The 20,287-nt window shown below is 65.2% G+C and carries 18 protein-coding genes and 3 tRNA genes; 18 read left to right on the forward strand and 3 right to left on the reverse strand.

Annotated features, from left to right (window positions below):
• Positions 1-91 precede the first annotated feature (91 nt).
• From accD to AC2T4A_RS14445, 10 genes are all read left to right on the forward strand, one after another.
• A complete protein-coding gene (gene accD / locus AC2T4A_RS14400) occupies positions 92-967 on the forward strand; it encodes an acetyl-CoA carboxylase, carboxyltransferase subunit beta (RefSeq protein WP_478377517.1) in 876 nt (291 codons plus the stop codon).
• Entirely contained in the window at positions 964-2,244 is a 1,281-nt protein-coding gene (folC, locus tag AC2T4A_RS14405) for a bifunctional tetrahydrofolate synthase/dihydrofolate synthase (protein WP_486743572.1), read from the forward strand. Before accD ends, folC begins: the two co-directional genes overlap by 4 nt.
• A 24-nt stretch (positions 2,245-2,268) precedes the next feature.
• Entirely contained in the window at positions 2,269-2,937 is a 669-nt protein-coding gene (locus AC2T4A_RS14410; RefSeq protein WP_416745039.1) for an SPOR domain-containing protein, read from the forward strand.
• Positions 2,938-3,041: 104 nt separating this feature from the next.
• A complete protein-coding gene (locus tag AC2T4A_RS14415) occupies positions 3,042-3,584 on the forward strand; it encodes a CvpA family protein (RefSeq protein ID WP_416745038.1) in 543 nt (180 codons plus the stop codon).
• Positions 3,585-3,690: 106 nt separating this feature from the next.
• Positions 3,691-5,196 (forward strand): amidophosphoribosyltransferase, encoded by a 1,506-nt coding sequence (purF, locus tag AC2T4A_RS14420; protein WP_416745037.1) that lies wholly within the window; start codon positions 3,691-3,693, stop codon positions 5,194-5,196.
• Between the two features lie 27 nt (positions 5,197-5,223).
• Positions 5,224-6,435, forward strand: a complete 1,212-nt coding sequence (locus AC2T4A_RS14425) for an O-succinylhomoserine sulfhydrylase (RefSeq protein WP_416745036.1) — start codon at positions 5,224-5,226, stop codon at positions 6,433-6,435.
• A gap of 5 nt (positions 6,436-6,440) precedes the next feature.
• The gene (locus AC2T4A_RS14430) at positions 6,441-7,199 is read left to right on the forward strand and encodes an SDR family oxidoreductase (protein ID WP_486743681.1); all 759 of its coding nucleotides are present in this window, start codon (positions 6,441-6,443) and stop codon (positions 7,197-7,199) included.
• A 263-nt stretch (positions 7,200-7,462) separates the two neighbouring features.
• Positions 7,463-7,538, forward strand: a tRNA-Val gene (locus AC2T4A_RS14435).
• A 16-nt stretch (positions 7,539-7,554) separates the two neighbouring features.
• Positions 7,555-7,631, forward strand: a tRNA-Asp gene (locus AC2T4A_RS14440).
• Between the two features lie 97 nt (positions 7,632-7,728).
• Positions 7,729-7,805 (forward strand) — tRNA-Asp (locus tag AC2T4A_RS14445).
• Positions 7,806-8,057: 252 nt separating this feature from the next.
• Here AC2T4A_RS14445 and AC2T4A_RS14450 read toward each other — a convergent pair.
• Together AC2T4A_RS14450 and AC2T4A_RS14455 are read right to left on the reverse strand one after the other, a co-directional pair.
• Entirely contained in the window at positions 8,058-9,095 is a 1,038-nt protein-coding gene (locus AC2T4A_RS14450) for an AraC family transcriptional regulator (RefSeq protein ID WP_416745035.1), read from the reverse strand.
• Positions 9,092-10,210: a carbon-nitrogen hydrolase family protein gene (locus AC2T4A_RS14455; RefSeq protein ID WP_478377520.1), complete on the reverse strand. Its 1,119-nt coding sequence runs from the start codon at positions 10,208-10,210 to the stop codon at positions 9,092-9,094. Before AC2T4A_RS14455 ends, AC2T4A_RS14450 begins: the two co-directional genes overlap by 4 nt.
• 210 nt (positions 10,211-10,420) lie before the next feature.
• Here AC2T4A_RS14455 and AC2T4A_RS14460 point away from each other — a divergent pair, with 210 nt between their 5' ends.
• The 3 genes from AC2T4A_RS14460 (at position 10,421) to AC2T4A_RS14470 (ending at position 15,157) form a co-directional block, all read left to right on the forward strand.
• Positions 10,421-12,454: an oxidoreductase gene (locus AC2T4A_RS14460; RefSeq protein ID WP_486743573.1), complete on the forward strand. Its 2,034-nt coding sequence runs from the start codon at positions 10,421-10,423 to the stop codon at positions 12,452-12,454.
• Between the two features lie 287 nt (positions 12,455-12,741).
• On the forward strand, positions 12,742-14,202 hold the full coding sequence (locus tag AC2T4A_RS14465; RefSeq protein ID WP_486743574.1) for a chromosome partitioning protein ParA: 1,461 nt from the start codon (positions 12,742-12,744) through the stop codon (positions 14,200-14,202).
• Between the two features lie 10 nt (positions 14,203-14,212).
• On the forward strand, positions 14,213-15,157 hold the full coding sequence (locus tag AC2T4A_RS14470) for a 1-aminocyclopropane-1-carboxylate deaminase/D-cysteine desulfhydrase (RefSeq protein WP_486743575.1): 945 nt from the start codon (positions 14,213-14,215) through the stop codon (positions 15,155-15,157).
• Here AC2T4A_RS14470 and AC2T4A_RS14475 read toward each other — a convergent pair.
• A complete protein-coding gene (locus AC2T4A_RS14475; RefSeq protein ID WP_486743576.1) occupies positions 15,145-16,083 on the reverse strand; it encodes a DUF1853 family protein in 939 nt (312 codons plus the stop codon). The two genes, AC2T4A_RS14470 and AC2T4A_RS14475, sit on opposite strands and share 13 nt — an antisense overlap.
• Before the next feature lie 112 nt (positions 16,084-16,195).
• Between AC2T4A_RS14475 and AC2T4A_RS14480 the strand changes: the two genes are divergently transcribed.
• The 5 genes from AC2T4A_RS14480 (at position 16,196) to AC2T4A_RS14500 (ending at position 20,213) form a co-directional block, all read left to right on the forward strand.
• Positions 16,196-17,083: an NAD(+) kinase gene (locus tag AC2T4A_RS14480; protein WP_017519352.1), complete on the forward strand. Its 888-nt coding sequence runs from the start codon at positions 16,196-16,198 to the stop codon at positions 17,081-17,083.
• Positions 17,083-18,063: a metallophosphoesterase gene (locus AC2T4A_RS14485; protein ID WP_478377524.1), complete on the forward strand. Its 981-nt coding sequence runs from the start codon at positions 17,083-17,085 to the stop codon at positions 18,061-18,063. The genes AC2T4A_RS14480 and AC2T4A_RS14485 overlap by 1 nt, the downstream gene beginning before the upstream one ends.
• 14 nt (positions 18,064-18,077) lie before the next feature.
• Positions 18,078-18,926, forward strand: coding sequence for a rhomboid family intramembrane serine protease (locus tag AC2T4A_RS14490; protein ID WP_486743682.1), 849 nt, complete (start codon positions 18,078-18,080; stop codon positions 18,924-18,926).
• Positions 18,927-19,125: 199 nt separating this feature from the next.
• Positions 19,126-19,386 carry a YeaC family protein gene (locus AC2T4A_RS14495; protein ID WP_138525879.1) on the forward strand — a complete coding sequence of 87 codons (261 nt, stop codon included), beginning with the start codon at positions 19,126-19,128 and terminating at the stop codon, positions 19,384-19,386.
• Positions 19,386-20,213: a DUF2797 domain-containing protein gene (locus tag AC2T4A_RS14500; RefSeq protein WP_478377526.1), complete on the forward strand. Its 828-nt coding sequence runs from the start codon at positions 19,386-19,388 to the stop codon at positions 20,211-20,213. Before AC2T4A_RS14495 ends, AC2T4A_RS14500 begins: the two co-directional genes overlap by 1 nt.
• Positions 20,214-20,287 lie beyond the last annotated feature (74 nt).

Genomic DNA, 20,287 nt, shown 5'->3' on the forward strand with positions numbered 1-20,287 from the left:
GTTCCATCCTTGAGGTCGGAACCGCGACGATGAATTTGCTCAGGAGCCTGCGCAGCCCACCGCGCTGAGCCCCTGCACTGGAGACGAGAGCATGAGCAACTGGCTGGTAGACAAGCTGATCCCTTCCATCATGCGTTCCGAGGCAAAGAAGAGCTCGGTACCGGAAGGCCTGTGGCACAAGTGCCCGTCCTGCGAGGCGGTGCTGTACCGCCCGGAGCTGGAAAAGACCCTCGACGTCTGCCCCAAGTGCGATCACCACATGCGTATCGGCGCCCGCGCGCGTATCGATATCTTCCTTGATGAAGAAGGTCGCGAGGAACTGGGTGCCGAGCTGGAGCCGGTGGACCGCCTGAAGTTCCGTGACAGCAAGAAGTACAAGGATCGCCTGACCGCCGCGCAGAAAGACACCGGCGAGAAGGATGCGCTGATCTCCATGAGCGGCAAGCTGATGGGCATGCCGGTCGTGGTCAGTGCCTTCGAGTTCTCCTTCATGGGCGGCTCCATGGGTTCCATCGTTGGCGAGCGCTTCGTGCGTGCGGCCAACTACGCCCTTGAAAACCGTTGCCCGATGATCTGCTTCTCCGCCTCGGGTGGCGCGCGCATGCAGGAAGCGCTGATCTCCCTGATGCAGATGGCCAAGACCTCCGCCGCGCTGGCTCGCCTGCGTGAAGAAGGTATCCCGTTCATCTCCGTGTTGACTGACCCGGTCTACGGCGGTGTGTCCGCGAGTCTGGCGATGCTTGGCGATGTGATCGTCGGTGAGCCGCGCGCCCTGATCGGCTTCGCCGGCCCACGGGTGATCGAGCAGACCGTGCGCGAGAAGCTGCCGGAAGGCTTCCAGCGCAGCGAGTTCCTGCTGGAGCACGGCGCCATCGACATGATCGTCCACCGTGCAGAAATGCGTCAGCGGCTCGCCAGCCTGCTGGCCAAATTCACCCACACTCCAAGTACCGCGCTCGCAGGATGACCCAACGTACCCTTGCCGACTGGCTCAGCTATCTCGAACAACTCCACCCCACGGCAATCGACATGGGGCTGGATCGCTCCCGTGAAGTAGCTGGCCGGCTTGGCCTGGGGCGCCCCGCGCCCCGCGTGGTGACCGTCACCGGCACCAACGGCAAGGGTTCCACCTGCGCCTTCCTCGCTGCCATGCTCGGTGAGCAGGGGCAGCGCGTCGGTGTCTACAGCTCGCCGCACCTGCTGCGCTACAACGAGCGCGTGCTCATCGATGGCATCGAGGCCAGCGATGAGGCGCTCTGCGAAGCCTTCGCCGCCGTCGAGGCGGCCCGTGGCGAAATCTCCCTGACGTACTTCGAGATGGGCACGCTCGCGGCCTTCTGGCTGTTCGAGCGCGCCAACCTTGATGCCGTGGTGCTGGAAGTCGGCCTGGGCGGCCGCCTGGATGCGGTCAACCTGGTCGACTCGGACGTCGCTGTGGTCACCAGCATCGGCATCGATCACGCCGACTGGCTGGGGGATACCCGCGAAAGCGTGGCCTTCGAGAAGGCCGGTATCTTCCGCGCCACAAAGCCTGCCGTGTGTGGCGACCTGGAGCCGCCGGCGCCGATCATGGAGCAGGCGCGCAAGCTCGGTTCACCGCTGGTTCTGCGCGGTCGCGATTTCGATCTGGCGATGGGCGAGGGCGATTGGCACTGGCGCGGCCGTTCCGCCACGGGCGAGGCGCTGAGCCTGCACAACCTGCCGCTGCTCGATCTGCCGATGGAGAACGCTGCGCTGGCTTTACAGGTCTACGCCTTGTTGGACCTGCCGTGGCAGCCTGAGCAGTTGATCGCTGCGCTGCTGCGCACCCGCGTTACCGGGCGCCTGGATCGCCGCACCGTGCAATGGCACGGCGAAGAGCGCCACTTGCTGCTCGACGTCGGGCATAATCCACACGCATCGCAATACCTGGCCAGTCGCCTGCGTGCGGCGCCACCCAAGGGTGTGCGCCATGCAGTGTTCGGTTTGCTGGCGGACAAGGATCTCGACGGCGTACTGGAACCCGTGCTCGGCTTGGTGCAGGATTGGGCCGTCGCGCCACTGCCCACCGGCCGCAGCCGTCCCGCTGGAGAGCTGGAGGCGGCATTGCAGGCTCGCGGGGCGCAGGTCAGTTGCCATGGCGATATCGCCGCGGCGTTGGTAGCGCAATGCGATGCAGCGAGCACCGATGACGAGATTCTGGTGTTCGGATCGTTCTACAGCGTGGCGGATGCCCTGGAGTGGCTCGCCAAGGCTGCTCAATAAGGTAGACCTAAGGGGAGTTGTTGCATGGCGTTGCTCGATAAGGGGCTCAAGCAGCGGGTAGTCGGAGCGCTGGTGCTGCTGGCGCTGGCGGTGATCTTCCTGCCGATGCTGTTCTCCCGCGAGGATGATGTACGCCAGGTGGTGGTCGAGGCGCCGGTGATGCCCAAGCCGCCGGCCATGCCCACCGTCGAAGTGCAACCCACCGAAGTCCCCGAGCCGCAGGCCGAGGATGTCGACAATGGTGCGCCGCCTGCCGAGACGGCGGCTGCGCAGGCGCCTTCCGCGCCGATCGCCAGCTTGCCAGCCCAGCAGTCCCAGCCCGCTCAGCCCAAGGCTCCGGCCCCGCAGCCAGCTGCGCCCAAGCCTGCTGCGCCCGCTCAGCAGCCTGCTCAGGCCAGTGCCGCTCCGGCCGCGCCGGCGCAACAGCCGGCCCAGCGCCTGGACAGCAATAACCTGCCGGTGAGCTGGTCGGTGCAATTGGCCAGCCTGTCCAACCGTGCCCGCGCTGATGAACTGCAGAAGTCCCTGCGCAGCCAGGGCTACAACGCTTATGTGCGCAGTTTCGACGGCATGAATCGGGTGTTCGTCGGCCCGGTGGTCGAGCGCGCGGAAGCGGATCGCCTGCGTGACCAGCTCGGCAAGCAGCAAAAGCTCAATGGTTTCGTGGTGCGATTCCAGCCTGAGCGCGGCTGAGTTCGTTCGTTAGCTTCTCTCAATCGGCCCCATGTCAAACTGGGGCTCTTCTAAATCGAAGGCCTCTGCTAAAATGCGGGGCCTTTCCGTTTCTGGGCCGCAACGTGGCATTTACCTGGGTCGATTGGACGATGATCGGCATCATCGTCATTTCCAGCCTGATCAGCTTGAGCCGTGGTTTCGTCAAGGAAGCCCTGTCGCTGGTCACCTGGATCGTAGCCGGTGCGGTCGCCTGGATGTTCGGCGGCGCCCTGGCTGAGCATCTCGCACCCTACATTCAGCTGCCCTCGGGGCGTGTCATCGCCGCTTGCGCTCTTCTTTTCGTCGTCACGCTGCTGCTGGGCGCACTCGTCAATTTCCTCATCAGCGAGTTGGTCCGAGTGACCGGCATGTCCGGCACCGACCGTGTGCTGGGTATGGTGTTCGGCGGCGCCCGTGGCGTGCTGCTGGTGGTTTTGCTGGTCGGCCTGCTGAGCCTGGCTCCGGTGCAACAGGATCCGTGGTGGCAGCAATCGGTGCTGATGCCGCATTTCCTGATGGTTGCTGACTGGTCGAAGAATTTCATCCTGACTTTTGCCGGGCATTGGATGTCCGGCGTGACCATCACTCCGCCATCCGGAGTGGGGTCTTTGCTGCCGGCCCAGTGACGGGCAGGCACAGGCGACGGGAAGCCGTCGCCGCAACGGCAGGTCCGGTGGATACTGCCGAATATGGAATTGTTTTAGCCTGAACACCAACTAGGGGTTGCGTCGCATGTGTGGCATCGTCGGTATCGTGGGCAAGTCGAACGTCAATCAGGCGCTCTATGACGCGCTCACCGTTCTCCAGCATCGTGGCCAGGACGCTGCGGGGATTGTCACCTGTCAGGACGACCGTCTGTACCTGCGCAAGGACAACGGCCTGGTCCGTGACGTCTTCCAGCAGCGCCACATGCAGCGCCTGGTCGGCAAGATCGGCATCGGTCACGTGCGCTACCCGACTGCGGGCAGCTCCAGCTCCGCCGAGGCGCAGCCGTTCTACGTCAACTCGCCGTACGGCATCACCCTGGCGCACAACGGCAACCTGACCAACGTCGAGCAACTGGCCAAGGAAATCTACGAATCCGACCTGCGCCACGTGAACACCAATTCCGACTCGGAAGTGCTGCTCAACGTGTTCGCCCATGAGCTGGCAGTGCGCAACAAGCTGCAGCCCACCGAGGAAGACGTGTTCGCCGCCGTGGCCGGCGTGCATGCCCGTTGCGTGGGCGGCTACGCCGTGGTGGCGATGATCACCGGCTACGGTATCGTCGGCTTCCGCGATCCCCATGCGATCCGCCCGATCGTCTTCGGTCAGCGTCACACCGAAAATGGCGTGGAGTACATGATTGCTTCGGAAAGCGTTGCCCTGGACGTCCTCGGCTTCACCCTGATCCGCGACCTGGCTCCGGGCGAAGCGGTGTACATCACCGAAGACGGCAAGCTCTACACCCGTCAGTGCGCAGCCAATCCGCAGTACTCGCCGTGCATTTTCGAGCACGTCTACCTCGCCCGCCCGGACTCCATCATCGACGGCATCTCGGTCTACAAGGCGCGTCTGCGCATGGGCGAGAAGCTGGCTGACAAGATCCTGCGCGAGCGTCCGGATCACGACATCGACGTGGTTATCCCGATCCCGGACACCAGCCGTACCGCGGCCCTGGAACTGGCCAACCGCCTGGGCGTTAAATTCCGAGAAGGTTTCGTGAAGAACCGCTACATTGGCCGTACCTTCATCATGCCCGGCCAGGCCGCGCGCAAGAAATCGGTACGCCAGAAGCTCAACGCCATCGAGCTGGAATTCCGCGGCAAGAACGTGATGCTGGTGGACGACTCCATCGTTCGCGGCACCACCTGCAAGCAGATCATCCAGATGGCCCGCGAGGCCGGCGCGAAGAACGTCTACTTCTGCTCCGCCGCCCCGGCGGTGCGCTACCCCAACGTCTACGGCATCGACATGCCGAGCGCCCATGAGCTTATCGCGCACAACCGCAGCACCGAGGAAGTCGGCGAGCTGATCGGTGCCGACTGGCTGGTGTATCAGGACCTGCAGGACCTGATCGAATCCACCGAGGGCGGCAAGATCAAGATCGAACACTTCGACTGCGCCGTGTTCAACGGTGAATACGTCACCGGCGACGTCGATGAAGCCTATCTGAACAAGATCGAGCAGGCGCGCAACGACGCGACCAAGACCAAGGGCGCCGCCGTCAGCGCCATCATCGATCTCTACAACGACTGATTTAGAAACGAATAGGGAGAGCAGGGCATGGCTCAGGATTGGGAAGCCGGCCGGCTGGACAGCGACCTGGAGGGCGTCGGTTTCGACACCCTCGCGGTACGCGCCGGGCAACGCCGCACCCCGGAGGGCGAACACGGCGAGGGCCTGTTCACCACCTCCAGCTATGTGTTCCGCAGTGCCGCCGACGCAGCCGCGCGCTTCGCCGGTGAAGTGCCGGGCAACGTCTACTCGCGCTACACCAACCCCACGGTGCGCACTTTCGAGGAGCGCATCGCCGCGCTGGAAGGCGCCGAGCAGGCAGTGGCCACGTCCACTGGCATGTCGGCGATCCTCTCCCTGGTAATGAGCCTGTGCAGCGCCGGTGACCACGTACTGGTCTCGCGCAGCGTATTCGGCTCGACCATCAGCCTGTTCGAGAAGTACTTCAAGCGCTTCGGCATCGAGGTGGACTACCCACCGCTGAGTGACCTGAAAGCCTGGGAAGCGGCCTGCAAGCCGAACACCAAGCTGTTCTTCGTCGAATCGCCGTCCAATCCGCTGGCCGAGCTGGTCGATATCGCCGCACTGGCGGAGATCGCCCATGCCAAGGGTGCGCTGCTGGCGGTGGATAACTGCTTCTGCACCCCCGCGCTGCAGCAGCCGCTGAAGCTCGGCGCTGACGTGGTGATCCACTCCGCGACCAAGTACATCGACGGCCAGGGCCGTACCATGGGGGGCGTGGTTGCCGGTCGCCGCGCGCAGATGGAGCCCGTTGTCGGCTTCCTGCGTACCGCCGGCCCGACGCTCAGCCCGTTCAACGCCTGGATATTCATCAAAGGCCTGGAAACCCTGCGCGTGCGCATGCAGGCCCACAGCGCCTCGGCCCAGCAGGTTGCGCAGTGGCTGGAGCAGCAGCCGGGTGTGGAGCGCGTGTACTACGCGGGCCTTGCCAGCCACCCGCAGCACGAGCTGGCCAAGCGTCAGCAGAAGGGCTTCGGCGCGGTGGTGAGCTTCGAGGTGAAGGGCGGAAAGGACGCGGCGTGGCGCTGCATCGACGCCACCCGGATGATCTCCATCACCACCAACCTGGGTGACACCAAGACCACCATCGCCCATCCGGCCACTACCTCCCACGGTCGACTGTCGCCGGCCGAGCGCGAGAACGCCGGTATCCGTGACAACCTGATCCGTGTCGCCGTGGGCCTGGAAGATGTCGACGACATCAAGGCCGACCTGGCGCGGGGCCTGGCGGCACTGTGAGCGTGATGGACGCCCTGGGCAACGGCCGGGTAGTGCTGGTCACCGGTGCAGCACATGGCATCGGCCTGGGTGTCGCTGCCTGGCTGGTGGCCGAGGGCTGGCAGGTGGTGCTGGCGGACATCGATCGTGAGCGCGGCCCGAAGGTGGCGGCGGCGTTGGGCGAGCGTGCCAGCTTTATCGCGGTGGACGTGGCTAGCGAAGGGCAGGTCGCTGCGGCTGTGGCCGAGCTGATCGGTCAGTTCGGCCGCCTGGATGCGTTGGTGAGCAATGCCGCCATCGCCCGGCCGCACAACACCGCGCTGGAAAGCCTGGGTCTGAACGAGTGGAACCGCACCCTGGCGGTGAACCTCACCGGTCCGATGCTGCTGGCCAAGCACTGTGCGCCGTACCTGCGCGCGCACGGCGGTGCCATCGTCAACATCGCCTCCACCCGGGCGCATCAGTCCGAGCCGAACTCCGAAGCCTACGCGGCGAGCAAGGGCGGGCTGCTGTCGCTGACCCACGCCCTGGCCAGCAGCCTGGGTCCGGATATTCGCGTCAATGCGATTTCCCCTGGCTGGATCGACGCCCGCGACCTGCGCGAGCGCGAGGCCGAACCGCTGACCGAACTGGACCATGACCAGCATCTGGTCGGCCGCGTCGGCACGGTGGAGGACGTCGCTTCAGCGGTGGCCTGGCTGGTTGGTGAGAGTACCGGCTTCGTCACCGGGCAGGAGCTGGTGATCGATGGCGGCATGACGCGCAAGATGATCTACCTCGACTGAGAGTCGGGTGTGGCAGAGGAGGGCGGCCCGAGGGTCGCCCTTTTCTTTTTGGGGTTCTGCACTTGGGCTGTTCGCGAGCAAGCTCGCTCCTACAAGAGCGGGCATAGGCTGACCCTGTAGGAGCGAGCTCGCTCGCGAACCCGGGTCCGCACCCTGGTCGATACCGGCGCGCCGAACTTTTTTCGCGCCAAATAAAAAAAAGTTCAATCAGGGCATTGACTTAGGTTCTGCCGGCTGTAGAATGCGCCCCACTTCGAGACGAAGGGTGATTAGCTCAGCTGGGAGAGCATCTGCCTTACAAGCAGAGGGTCGGCGGTTCGATCCCGTCATCACCCACCACTCTCGCAAGTTACGCGCAGCGGTAGTTCAGTCGGTTAGAATACCGGCCTGTCACGCCGGGGGTCGCGGGTTCGAGTCCCGTCCGCTGCGCCATTTTCCCCCTCCTTGGTTCCTACCCCGAACCAGCTTGTTGAGTGATTCACTCCAGGCGCAAGGAGGTTGCTTTACCGGACGAAAGTCCAACCGACACGCAGCGGTAGTTCAGTCGGTTAGAATACCGGCCTGTCACGCCGGGGGTCGCGGGTTCGAGTCCCGTCCGCTGCGCCATATTCGAAAGCCCTCAGGTAGCAATACCTGAGGGCTTTTTCGTTTCCGTCCGAAAACTCCTGTCGTCGCTCTGAAAGACGCTGTCACAGGTCGTTCACCTTTGCCGTCTAGCTTTTTTCCCGTGGTCTTTGCTAAAACCGGATCGAACGGTCAGGAGAAAAGCCAATGGATGACTATCAGGAAGAACTGCTGGAGCTGCATGCCGTGGAACAGGATCTGCCGGAGCCGGCCGACGACGCCACGGAGATGTGATCAGGCGCTGTGGCGCTGGGCGCGGCGGAATTCCCCCGGTGTCTGCCCGCTCCAGCGCTTGAAGGCGCGCTGGAAGGCTTCCGCCGAGGCGAAACCAAGCAGGTAGGCGATTTCGCCGAAGGCCAGGTCGGTGTCGCGGATGTAGATCATCGCCAGGTCGCGGCGGGTGTCGTTGAGGATGCTGCGGAACTGCGTGCCTTCCTCGGCCAACTTGCGACGTAACGTCCAGGTTGGCAGCTTGAGCCGTGCGGCCACTTCCTCCAGGTCCGGTTCGCGACCGTTGAGCATCGGGCCCAGCAGCTGGGCGACGCGCTCGCGCAGGCTGCGGGTGCGGGTCAACTGCTCCAGTTCCTTCTCGCAGATATCAAGCAGTTGCCGCCAGGTGCTCGGGCAGTGGTCCGGGTTGCCGCGAGCCAGGGTCGACTGGTCCAGGCGCAACTGGTTGTGCGCCGCACCGAACTCCACCGGGCAACCCAGCATCTCTTCGAAGCGCGATGCCCAGGCCGGCGCCGGATACTCGATCTCGATCTTCTCCGGGCGCAGCGGCTGCGCGCCGATGCTGCCGAGCATGCTCACCCAGCCAGCCAGCACCGAATCCACCACGAAGCGGTTGTAGGTGTTGTACGGGCTGATGGAGTAGAAGCGCAGCCAGGCGCCGCTGGCGTCCTCGATGAAGCTGCTCTGGCCGCGATAGTTCTGCGCATAGAGCGGTTCGAAGCGAATCAGCGCGCGGGCGGCGGCGCGCAGGTTGGGTGCCTGGGCTGCCGTGACGCCGGCCAGGCCACTCTGGCTCGGTCGGCTCAACTGACCCATGCGCAGGCCCAGGGCGGGGTCGCCGCTCTGCTGGATGGCCGCGTGGCCCAAACGCATGTAGCGGGGGATCGACAACCGTGCGCCGGGCTCGCCCAGGCGCGCCGCGTCCAGACCGTATTGCTGGAGCAGGGGTTGGGGGGCGACGCCGCTTTCTGCCAGGGCGTCGGCGAGACTGTGGACGAAGCCCACCGAAAGGTCGCCGAGGCGCATGCTCGGGCGGGTCATAGCCAGAGGTTGATCAGGCGTGCGCCGGGTCCTTCGGGCGCCAGGGTATGGTTGCTACCGCTGACGACCAGGCTGCGGCCATCGCTGCCCAGATCCCAGAGATGGCCACGGAGGAACACGGTGATGCCAGCATGGGCGCCGCTTTCGCCGAGGCGGCCGGCCAGGGCCAGGCGCTCCCAGGCTTCGCCTTCCGTGAGTTCACCGGGTTTGAGGGTCACGTCGTTGGGCGTCGCGCTGCCGTTGTAGCCCTTCCACGGCTTGCTCCAGTTGCCGTTGCCGGTGAGGAAAGCCGGCACGGCAATGATGTCAGGCTTGTTCGCGGCCAGCGCGCTGTAACTCGCTGGGTACCAACTGTCGGCGCAGACCAGCACGCCCAGACGTCCGGCCGGGGTCTGCAGCACCTGCAGGTCGTCGGCGTCGCCGCCGCGGGTGAAGCCTTTCTCGTCGTCGATGGGGAACAGCTTGCGCTGCGGCTTGCCCAGCGGCAGGCCGTCGCTGCCGAAGACCTGGCTGACGTTGTAGAGGCGGCCGTTGCCGGTGCGAATCTGGCCTTCAACGATGCGCGGATTGGGCAACACGATGGAGCCGGCGACGATGGTCACGCCAAATTCCTTTGCCAGTCCGCCGAACAGCGTCTGGTAGTCGTGGGCCATGTCCACCGCCTTCATGCGGAACAGGGCGTCGGCCATGCGGTCCTCGCCCTTGGCGCCGAGCCAGCCGCGCGCCAGTTTCAGCGGGTTGCTGGCAGCCATCCACTCCATGGCCTCGGCCATGTGCTCGGTCTGGTAGACCTCGGGCTTCTCACCGGCGGCCACCAGCCAGGTGCCGACGTGCTCGGGAAAGACCACCACGGTGCGCGGGTTGATCAGCCCTTCGTCGCGGGCTTTGGCCAGGTAAGCATGGAACTTCAGGTGCAGGCGCTCGACGCTCTGGTAGTCCTGGGTGAACAGCTCCGGCTGTACACCCAGCAGGTTGCCGCGCTCGGACGGCTGGCCCTGGTTGAGCGCCACCTGGCTACGCAGGTCGGACAGGTAATGGCCCACCGGGCGACGCTCCGCCCAGCCGGCATAACCGGCGAAGAGAATCACCAGGACGAGGAAGATCAGCTTGCGCATAAAAGACGGGTACTCATGGGATGCACCACAGGGTAGGGGTTGGGCCGGGCGTTGCCAAGACGGGGTGTCATCTTTGGTCAGTAACTTGTCATTTTCGATCATTGAGCGACCGGTGTGCGCTCCTTAGAGTCTGCCCCATACCGACCGTGCTCCATGCCTTGCCGTTCCGCAGGCTGAGGGCGCGGCATCACCGTGAATGCCGGAGGAATCATGACCGCCACTTATCCGCACCTGCTTGCGCCGCTGGACCTGGGTTTCACCACCCTGCGCAACCGCACCCTGATGGGCTCCATGCACACCGGCCTGGAAGAGAAGCCCCAGGGCTTCGAGCGCATGGCGGCGTACTTTGCCGAGCGCGCCCGTGGCGGCGTCGGCCTGATGGTCACCGGCGGCATCGGCCCGAACGAGGAGGGTGGCGTTTATTCCGGCGCGGCCAAGCTGAGCACCGCCGAAGAAGCCGAGAAGCACAAGATCGTCACCCAGGCGGTGCACGAGGCGGGCGGCAAGATCTGCATGCAGATTCTCCACGCCGGCCGTTACGCCTATAGCCCCAAGTCCGTCGCGCCCAGCGCTATCCAGGCGCCGATCAACCCGTTCAAGCCACGCGAACTGGATGAAGAGGGCATCGAGAAGCAGATCGCCGATTTCGTCAATTGCTCGAGCCTGGCCCAGGTGGCCGGCTACGACGGCGTCGAGATCATGGGTTCTGAAGGCTACTTCATCAACCAGTTCCTCGCCGCCCACACCAACCACCGCACCGATCGCTGGGGTGGCAGCTACGAGAACCGCATGCGCCTGCCGGTGGAAATCGTCCGCCGCGTACGCGAGGCCGTGGGCCCGAACTTCATCATCATCTATCGCCTGTCGATGCTCGACCTGGTGGAAGGCGGCAGCACCTGGGACGAGATCGTCCTGCTGGCCAAGGCCATCGAAAAGGCCGGCGCCACCATCATCAACACCGGCATCGGCTGGCACGAGGCGCGTATCCCGACCATCGCCACCAAGGTGCCGCGCGCGGCCTTCACCAAGGTCACCGCGAAGCTGCGTGGCGAGATCGGCATCCCGCTGGTCACCACCAACCGCATCAATACTCCGGAAGTGGCCGAGCAGGTGCTGGCCGAAGGCGACGCCGATATGGTCTCCATGGCCCGCCCGTTCCTTGCCGACCCGGACTTCGTCAACAAGGCTGCCGAAGGCCGCGCGGACGAGATCAACACCTGCATCGGCTGCAACCAGGCCTGCCTGGACCACACCTTCGGCGGCAAGCTGACCAGCTGCCTGGTGAACCCGCGCGCCTGCCATGAGACTGAGCTGAATTACATCCCGACCACCCACGTGAAGAAGATCGCCGTGGTTGGCGCCGGCCCCGCCGGGCTGTCCGCTGCCACCGTGGCGGCCGAGCGCGGCCATGAAGTGACGCTGTTTGACGCCGCCAGCGAGATCGGTGGGCAGTTCAACGTTGCCAAGCGCGTGCCGGGCAAGGAAGAGTTCTACGAGACCCTGCGCTACTTCAAGCGCAAGGTGGAAACCACCGGCGTCGCCCTGCGCCTGAACACCCGCGTCAGTGTCGATGACCTGGTCAAGGGCGGCTTCGACGAGATCATCCTGGCGACCGGCATCGTGCCGCGCACTCCAGCGATCCCGGGTATCGAGAACGCCAAGGTGATCAGCTACCTGGACGCCATCCTCGAGCGCAAGCCGGTCGGCAAGTCTGCCGCCGTGATCGGCGCCGGCGGGATTGGCTTCGACGTTTCCGAATACATCACCCATGCCGGCGAATCCACCAGCCTGGACCGCCATGCCTTCTGGCAGGAGTGGGGCATCGACGAGAACCTGGAAGCCCGTGGTGGCATCGCTGGCATCCAGGCTCATCCGCACGCCGCGGCGCGCCAGGTATTCCTGCTGCAGCGCAAGAAGTCCAAGGTCGGCGACGGCCTGGGCAAGACCACCGGCTGGATCCACCGCACCGGCCTGAAGAACAAGCAGGTTCAGATGCTCAACAGCGTCGAATACCTCAAGGTCGACAACGACGGCCTGCACATCAGCATCGCCGGCGGCGAGCCGCAGGTGCTGCCGGTGGATACCGTGGTCGTCTGCGCCGGCCAGGACCCGCTGCGCGAGCTGCATGACGGCCTGGTCGCTGCCGGCCAGAGTGTGCACCTGATCGGTGGCGCCGACGTGGCTGCCGAGCTGGACGCCAAGCGCGCCATCAACCAGGGCTCGCGCCTCGCTGCCGAAATCTGAAGTGCTTGAGACCTGAGCCGGCTCAGATTCAGGTCTCAAAACCGGGCCCGGAAAAGTTCCCTTCCGGGCCCGGATATCCTTTCGAAAATCCAACCGCGTCACAGAATTATCCAGCCAGTTAACCGCCCGGCCTGACCGCCGGGGCGGGTGCCAACCGAGTCACATTGCCTGCGACATTAATTCCCCTAGACTTGCTCGGATGTCGGGATTTTCCCGCCATCTGGGTGCTGCAATTCTGACAGACCCTTTTTCCAGACTTCCTCCCGCACGAGCCCAGAGGTCAATCGATGAGCATGCAGAAGAAGCCTCAAATGGTGGAAGCCGTGGTCTTCTTCAATGACCGTGGCGTCTGCAGGGAAATGCTCTACCCCGAATTCGAGGCGCTGCTCGACAACGTCGTGCAGATGCCGGAATACGCCGATCAGCAGATGCAGCTCGCCTATGTGCTGATCAACCCGCGCCTGCTGGTCAAGGCGGTGGTGTTCTTCTACCTGGACTTCGACGAGAAGGGCGAGGCTGACCGCGGCTGGAACCTGCCACTGCGCAACCTGGCCGATCGCGCCGGCCGCGGGCCTGATATGGGCGCCGGTCCCATTCGCCTCGCTTGCCGCAGCCAGTGCCCGGTGTCCTGGCATCAGATGCATTTGTGGGACCCGACCCTGGACGCCAGCCAGAACCATCTGGTGCAACTGCGGGAATCGATCAAGCGCAACAACCTTGGCGTGCTGGTGGAGGAAGAACCGGCCGCCGTGGAGCTGGCGCGCCTGCAGATGGCTGACGAGCACCAGTGGTATGCGCCCGCTGAAGAGTCCCGCGAAGAGGCCGAGAAGCTGGCCCGCGCGATGCTCGAGGAGCACCAGCAGAAGACTGCTGAGTTGCTCGGTCAGCATGACGCCCGCCTGTCGCAGGTCAGCCAGCAGCACGAGCAGGAGCTCAGCCGCCTGAAGCTCGGTGCGCAGGAGCAGGTCAAGGTGCTGCAGGCCGAACTGGCCGCGCTGCGCGAAGGCATCAAGCGCGAGGAAGAAATCAATGCCGGCCTGCGCCGTGAACTGGATGGTCAGGCCAATGGCTTCCAGCGCGGGCGCGAGGAACTGACCGCGCAACTGCGCCATATCGAACAGAGCGGCCGCGACGAGCTGGAGCAGTTGCGCCAACAGATCGAGGAAGAGTCACGCACCCGTATGGCCAGCCTGGAGGCTCGCTACAAGGAGCAGATTTCCGTCCGCGATGTCGAGCTGGGTTATCGCAACGAGCTGGATCAGCAACTGCAGCTGGAGAATCAGCAACTGCGCAAGGAAGCTGAGCAACTGCGCGAGGAAACCACTCAGTTGCGCGAAGTCGCCGCGCAACTTCAGCAGGGTGCCGAGGGGCTGCGCCTGGAGCTGGATGCGCTGTCGACCAAGGCGGCCGATGGCTCGGTGCTGGAGCGTCTGGCTGGCCTGGGGGTGATCTTCGTGGTGTACCATCCCGGCGCCGGTCATCTGACCCTGTCGCTGCAGGATGTCGCCCGTTACCAGGAAAACCCCATGGCTTATGCTGCGGCCAAGTGCTTCGTTGCCGAAGACCAGTACCGCAGCTGGCTCGCCCATTACCAGCAACCCGCCTGTGAAGGACGACTGTCCAACGGCGAGCGCTGCGCCATGCCCATCGATCGCGTGGAAACCCCCGGCCGCTTTGTCGAAGGCGACAGCAACTGCTGCTCCCGACACAAGACCGCCGGCCGACTGCGCAGCGTCACCACAGGCTGACCGGGGCGCCTTGCGGTTTCCCGACTGGCGCCCCGAAGCTCCCCTGCAACGCGTCCACCTGCATTGGCTCGACCGCGCCGGCGTCGAGCTGGCGTTGTTGCGCCTGGACCTGGTGGATTCGCTGGTCTCCGGCAACAAGTGGTTCAAGCTCGCGCCCTACCTCCAGCAGGCCGCCGACCTCGGTTTGGGCGGTGTGATGACCTTGGGCGGCGCCCATTCCAATCATCTGCATGCGGTAGCGGCGGCCGGCGCGCGGTTCGGCTTCGAGACCGTCGGGTTGTTGCGCGGGGACGAGCAGGACAATCCCACGGTGGCTGATCTGCGCCAGCTCGGCATGCGGCTCCACTGGCTCGGCTACGGCGGCTATCGTCGGCGTCACGATGCGGATTTCTGGGCGCCGTGGCGCCAGCGCTATTCCCAGTTGCTGGCGGTCGGCGAGGGCGGCGGCGGACTCCTTGGCGCGCAAGGTTGCTCGCCACTGGTCGAGCTGGTTCGCCAACAGCTCGGCGCCCTTGGCTGGGAGGAGTATCAGCAGCTCTGGGTGGCTTGCGGCACCGGCACGACCCTGGCCGGTCTGGTGCTCGGCGAGGACGGTGCGCATCCGGTGGTTGGCGCCATGGCGGTGCCGCCGGGACATGGCGTCGAAACACAGGTGCGCGAGTTGCTGGGCGAGGCGGGTGTGAGCGATAGCGGATACCGCCTGATCGACGCCAGCCGTGGCGGCTTCGCGCGGATCGACCCGACGCTGGCACGCTTCATTCTCGCGGCCGAAGCCGAATGCGGCGTGCCGCTGGAGCCGTTGTATACCGGCAAGTTGCTGCTGGCGCTACGTGAGGAGATCGCCGCCGGACGTATCGCGCGGCGCACTCGTATTGTTGCGATCCACACCGGGGGCCTGCAGGGGCGCCGGGCTCTGGCCGAGAAACTGAAGGCGCTGGCCGCTCAGCGGGAATAGCCGCTGTGCACCCGCGGCCAGCGGTCACCCACCAGGAACAGGCGCTCCTGTTCCCGCCAGCGCCCCTGGCGGAACTCCATGCGCACCAGCATTTGCGGGAAGCCGTCTTCCGGCAGTTCCGCCAGCCAAGTGGCGAAGCGCTCCGTACTCCAGCATTCATCCTCGGCGGCTGGGGATAGCCAGCCCTTGCGCGACAGCGCCTGCCAGCCATGCGGATGCTGTGCCTGGTAGGCCGGCCAGGCGCGTCGGTGCAGCCAGCGGCCGCGTTGGTGGTTGTCGCTGGCGCCGGCGGGCGGCGGGCAGGGCGTGGGCCAGGAGTAGAACAGGTAGCCGCCCAGCCAGAGGCTGGCGGAGGGCGCGGCATCGCTGTGCTCCCGGACCACGGCCAGCCCTTCGGCGGTGGAGGAGAGCGGCAACTGGTGCTGGTAGAAGTGCTCGATCTTGCGCAGCAGATGGTCTTCGGCGCCTGGACCGAGCCAGGAGTCGGGGCCGTCGTCACTGGGGCCTAGGTAGAGCTTGATGGCCAGCTCCAGGTGGTGCAGTCCGTCGTCGTCTTCCAGCAGCAGGTCCAGCTCGCCGAGGGTCTGGCCGTTGTCGCGCACCGGCAGGTTCGCCGCCAGCAGGCGCAGGTCAGGGGCACGCTCCAGAGCGTATTGCCAGAGGCGCTCGTAGTAGCGCCCCAGACGCTGGTGCGGCGCGGATTCCAGCTGCGCCACCAGTTCGCCTGGCGACCGTTCCTGGTCGCGCAGCCAGTCGGCCAGCAGTGCGGGCCGTGAGTACCAGCGACTGGCATTCAGCGGGTGGCGCAGTGCGGGGCTGCCAGGCTGCAGCAGGGGCGGGGAGAGCAGCGTCCAGGCGAGGTCGCGGACCTGCGGCTGGCGCAGGTCGATCAGCAGCTCGTCGAGCAGGGCGGTGGAGTCGGTCATGCCCCAAGCCTAGCCGCTACAGACTCGTTCCGGCCACGCTGCGGTTTGCCGCTGCTTCCGCCTTTCGCCCATAATTCCGATATTCGAGCACCGCAAAGCCGTCCGGAGTCCCATGGAACCCTTTCGCAATATCGGCATTATCGGCCGCCTGGGCAGCACCCAGGTTCTGGAAACCATCCGTCGGCTGAAGAAATTCCTCACCGAGCGCCACCTGCACGTGATCCTCGAGGACACCATTGCCGAGGTGCTGCCGGGCCACGGCCTGCAGACCTGCTCGCGAAAGATCATGGGCGAGATCTGCGACCTTGTGATCGTGGTTGGCGGCGACGGCAGCATGCTCGGCGCCGCGCGCGCCCTGGCGCGGCACAAGGTGCCGGTACTGGGGATCAACCGCGGCAGCCTGGGCTTCCTCACCGATATCCGCCCCGACGAGCTGGAGACCAAGGTCGCCGAAGTGCTCGGCGGCCAGTACATCGTCGAGAGCCGCTTCCTGCTCGACGCCCTGGTGCGCCGCCATGGCGAATCCATCGGCCAGGGTGATGCGCTGAACGACGTGGTGCTGCACCCCGGCAAGTCCACGCGGATGATCGAGTTCGAGCTGTATATCGACGGTCAGTTCGTCTGCAGCCAGAAGGCCGACGGCCTGATCGTCGCCACGCCGACCGGCTCGACTGCCTACGCGCTCTCCGCCGGCGGGCCGATCATGCATCCCAAGCTGGATGCCATCGTGGTCGTGCCGATGTACCCGCACATGCTCTCCAGTCGGCCCATTGTGGTGGACGGCAACAGTGAGCTGAAGATCGTCGTCTCGCCCAACATGCAGATCTACCCGCAGGTTTCCTGTGACGGCCAGAACCACTTCACCTGTGCGCCGGGCGACACCGTCACGGTGAGCAAGAAGCCGCAGAAGCTGCGCCTGATCCACCCCATCGACCACAACTACTACGAGGTCTGCCGGACCAAGCTGGGCTGGGGCAGCCGCCTCGGGAGCAGCGAGTGATGGAACTCGACCCCGCTCGCGGCTATGACCTGATCGGCGATATCCACGGCTGCGCGCACACCCTCGACCACCTGCTGGAGCGCCTCGGTTATCGATCGCAGGGTGGCGTGTGGCGACATGCACGGCGCCAGGCGCTGTTCCTCGGCGACATCATCGACCGCGGCCCGCGGATCCGCGAGGCGCTGCATCGGGTGCACGACATGGTCGCCGCTGGCGAGGCGCTGTGCATCATGGGCAACCACGAGTTCAATGCCCTGGGCTGGTCTACCCCCGCCGCGCCAGGCAGCGGCCGCCAGTACGTGCGCGAGCACACGCCGCGCCATGCCCGGCTGATCCGCGAGACGCTGGAGCAGTTCGAAGGCCACCCGGCGGACTGGCGCGACTTTCTCGGCTGGTTCCAGGAGATGCCGCTGTTCCTCGATGCCGGGCGCTTCCGCATGGTCCACGCCTGCTGGGATCACGACGTGATCGAGGCGCTGCGCCAGCAGTTCCCGGACGGACGCATCGACGAAACCTTCCTCATGGCCACCGCCGAGCCGGGCAGCTTCGCCCAGCAGGCCTGCGACCGCCTGCTGCGCGGCACGGATATGCGCCTGCCCAACGGCCTGACCCTGACCGGCAGCGACGGCTTTACCCGCGCCTTCTTTCGCACCAAGTTCTGGGCAGAGGACCGCGCGCCGGAGACCTACGGCGACATCGTGTTCCAGCCCGACGCGTTGCCCGACGAAGTGGCCAGCGAGCGCCTGAGCGAAGACCAGAAATCCCGCCTGCTGACCTACGGCGCCGACGAACCACTGTTGTTCGTCGGCCACTACTGGCGGCGTGGCACCCCGGCACCTATCCGCCCGAACCTTGCCTGCCTGGACTACAGCGCGGTGATGTACGGCAAGCTCGCGGCCTATCGGCTGGACGAGGAAACGCGGCTGGACCGCAACAAGTTCGTTTGGGTGGATGTGAAGCGTGCGGAGGGCGATGAGTGAGTGCCATTGAAGCGATGCGGTTGCCGGCGGCAGTCGATCTGGGTGAATTCGTTGGCTTGCTGCGACGGCTGAACGTGCCGTTTCGGGTCAGCGAAGAGGCCGGTGAACAGGTGCTCTGGGTGCCCAACTCTCAACTGGCCGAGCAGGTTCGCAGCCTTTACCAGCGCTATCCGCAGGGCGACCCGGAGTTCGCCGTGCAGGCCGAACCCCAGCGCCGCGGGCCGGGTTTTGTCCAGCAACTGCGGATGAGCCGGATGACTGCGGTGGTGCTGTTGGTGACCTTTGTGGTGGCGGCCATCACCCTGCTGGGGACTTCGCCGGAGACGCTGCGCTGGTTCACCTTCCAGAATTTCCAGATGGTCGGCGAGGACCGCGCGCTGTTCTATCCGCTGTCCGACTCGCTGGCGCAGGGCCAGTGGTGGCGTCTGTTCACGCCCATGCTGATCCACTTCGGCTGGCTGCACCTGGCGATGAATGCCATGTGGTACTGGGAGCTGGGCCGGCGCATCGAGTATCGCCAGGGCCCATGGTTGCTGCTGGGGTTGAGCCTGGGCTTTGGCCTGGTGTCGAACCTGGTGCAGTACGCTGTGAGCGGGCCAAGCCTGTTCGGCGGGTTGTCCGGTGTGCTCTATGGTCTGCTCGGCCACTGCTGGATCTTCCAGCGCGTGGCGCCAACGCCGGCCTACCACCTGCCCAAGGGCGTGGTGGCGATGATGCTGATCTGGCTGCTGGTATGCCTGTCGGGGGTGATTGATCTGCTCGGTTTTGGCTCTATCGCCAACGGCGCACATGTGGGTGGGCTGGTGGCGGGATGCCTGAGTGGCCTGATCGGTGGGCTGCTGGCACGGCGCCGCGCGGCCTGACTCTGGCTATGTAGGAGCGAGTTCGCTCGCGAACCGTCTAGCTCCGCAGCATCCCAGGGGCCTGTTCGCGAGCAAGCTCGCTCCTACACAAGAGCAATCACCACAAGAGCAATCACCGACCGCCTGACCTCTGTTCGTGCGTCAAAGCCATCGGGCCGGTAGAATGCCGGCTTCGTTTTTCCCCTGCAGGAGCCGGCCCATGTCGTCCTTCGCCGAAATGATCGAGAACATCACCCCCGAAATCTACGAGAGCCTCAAGCTGGCCGTGGAAATCGGCAAGTGGCCAGACGGCCGCAAGCTGTCCCAGGAACAGAAGGAGCTGTCGCTGCAGGCCATGATTGCCTGGGAGATGGACAACCTGCCCGAGGACCAGCGTACCGGCTACATGGGCCCGCAGGAATGCGCTTCCCACGCCGAGCCGATCCCGAACATGATCTTCTCCTCCAACTCCCTGCACTGATGCAAGAGATCGGACGCGGCGCCCTGGACAAGATGTCGGCGCGCCTGGAAAGCCCCGTGCAGTATGCCTTCCGCCTGGGCGATGCGCAGATTCCGGTGAACCCGCTGATTGGCGAGACCGTGCGCCTGGAATACCTGGGCGAAATCTTCTGCAGCCACTGCGGGCGCAAGACCAAGAAGAGCTTCGCCCAGGGTTACTGCTACCCGTGCTTCACCAAGCTGGCGCAATGCGACAGCTGTATCATGAGCCCGGAGAAGTGCCACTTCGAGGACGGTTCCTGCCGCGAGCCGGAGTGGGGCGAGCGCTTCTGCATGACCGATCATGTGGTCTACCTGGCCAACTCCTCGGGAGCCAAGGTGGGCATCACCCGCGCCACCCAGGTGCCGACCCGCTGGATCGACCAGGGCGCGCGCCAGGCGCTGCCGATCATGCGCGTGGCAACCCGCCAGCAGTCGGGCTTCGTCGAGGACCTGCTGCGCAGCCAGGTCACCGACCGCACCAACTGGCGCGCCCTGCTCAAGGGCGAAGCCGAGCCGCTGGACCTGGTGGCCATCCGCGAGCAGATCTTCGACGCCTGCGCCGAGGGCATCGTCGCCCTGCAGCAGCGCTTCGGCCTGCAGGCGATCCAGCCGGTGATCGACATGGCGCCCATCGAGATCAGCTATCCGGTGGAGGCCTACCTGGCCAAGATCACCAGTTTCGATCTGGACAAGACGCCGGTGGTCGAGGGTACCCTGCAGGGTATCAAGGGTCAGTACCTGATCTTCGATACCGGCGTGATCAACGTGCGCAAGTTCACCGCGTACCAGTTGGCCATCAGCGCCTGATCGGACCTGCATTGAATTTTCGGCGCGAGGAACGCATCTAGGGATAGATGCGTTCCCGACTCGCCCGCGCCGTT

Source organism: Pseudomonas sp. PVC-3-1, assembly GCF_057444315.1.

Excerpts from the sequence above, each read along its gene's own strand:
- accD (WP_478377517.1), top strand. The coding sequence starts at position 92 with ATGAGCAACTGGCTGGTAGACAAGCTGATCCCTTCCATCATGCGTTCC.
- folC (WP_486743572.1), top strand. The coding sequence starts at position 964 with ATGACCCAACGTACCCTTGCCGACTGGCTCAGCTATCTCGAACAACTC.
- AC2T4A_RS14410 (WP_416745039.1), top strand. The coding sequence starts at position 2,269 with ATGGCGTTGCTCGATAAGGGGCTCAAGCAGCGGGTAGTCGGAGCGCTG.
- purF (WP_416745037.1), top strand. The coding sequence starts at position 3,691 with ATGTGTGGCATCGTCGGTATCGTGGGCAAGTCGAACGTCAATCAGGCG.
- AC2T4A_RS14425 (WP_416745036.1), top strand. The coding sequence starts at position 5,224 with ATGGCTCAGGATTGGGAAGCCGGCCGGCTGGACAGCGACCTGGAGGGC.
- AC2T4A_RS14430 (WP_486743681.1), top strand. The coding sequence starts at position 6,441 with ATGGACGCCCTGGGCAACGGCCGGGTAGTGCTGGTCACCGGTGCAGCA.
- AC2T4A_RS14450 (WP_416745035.1), bottom strand. The coding sequence starts at position 9,095 with ATGACCCGCCCGAGCATGCGCCTCGGCGACCTTTCGGTGGGCTTCGTC.
- AC2T4A_RS14455 (WP_478377520.1), bottom strand. The coding sequence starts at position 10,210 with ATGCGCAAGCTGATCTTCCTCGTCCTGGTGATTCTCTTCGCCGGTTAT.
- AC2T4A_RS14460 (WP_486743573.1), top strand. The coding sequence starts at position 10,421 with ATGACCGCCACTTATCCGCACCTGCTTGCGCCGCTGGACCTGGGTTTC.
- AC2T4A_RS14465 (WP_486743574.1), top strand. The coding sequence starts at position 12,742 with ATGAGCATGCAGAAGAAGCCTCAAATGGTGGAAGCCGTGGTCTTCTTC.
- AC2T4A_RS14475 (WP_486743576.1), bottom strand. The coding sequence starts at position 16,083 with ATGACCGACTCCACCGCCCTGCTCGACGAGCTGCTGATCGACCTGCGC.
- AC2T4A_RS14480 (WP_017519352.1), top strand. The coding sequence starts at position 16,196 with ATGGAACCCTTTCGCAATATCGGCATTATCGGCCGCCTGGGCAGCACC.
- AC2T4A_RS14485 (WP_478377524.1), top strand. The coding sequence starts at position 17,083 with ATGGAACTCGACCCCGCTCGCGGCTATGACCTGATCGGCGATATCCAC.
- AC2T4A_RS14490 (WP_486743682.1), top strand. The coding sequence starts at position 18,078 with ATGCGGTTGCCGGCGGCAGTCGATCTGGGTGAATTCGTTGGCTTGCTG.
- AC2T4A_RS14495 (WP_138525879.1), top strand. The coding sequence starts at position 19,126 with ATGTCGTCCTTCGCCGAAATGATCGAGAACATCACCCCCGAAATCTAC.
- AC2T4A_RS14500 (WP_478377526.1), top strand. The coding sequence starts at position 19,386 with ATGCAAGAGATCGGACGCGGCGCCCTGGACAAGATGTCGGCGCGCCTG.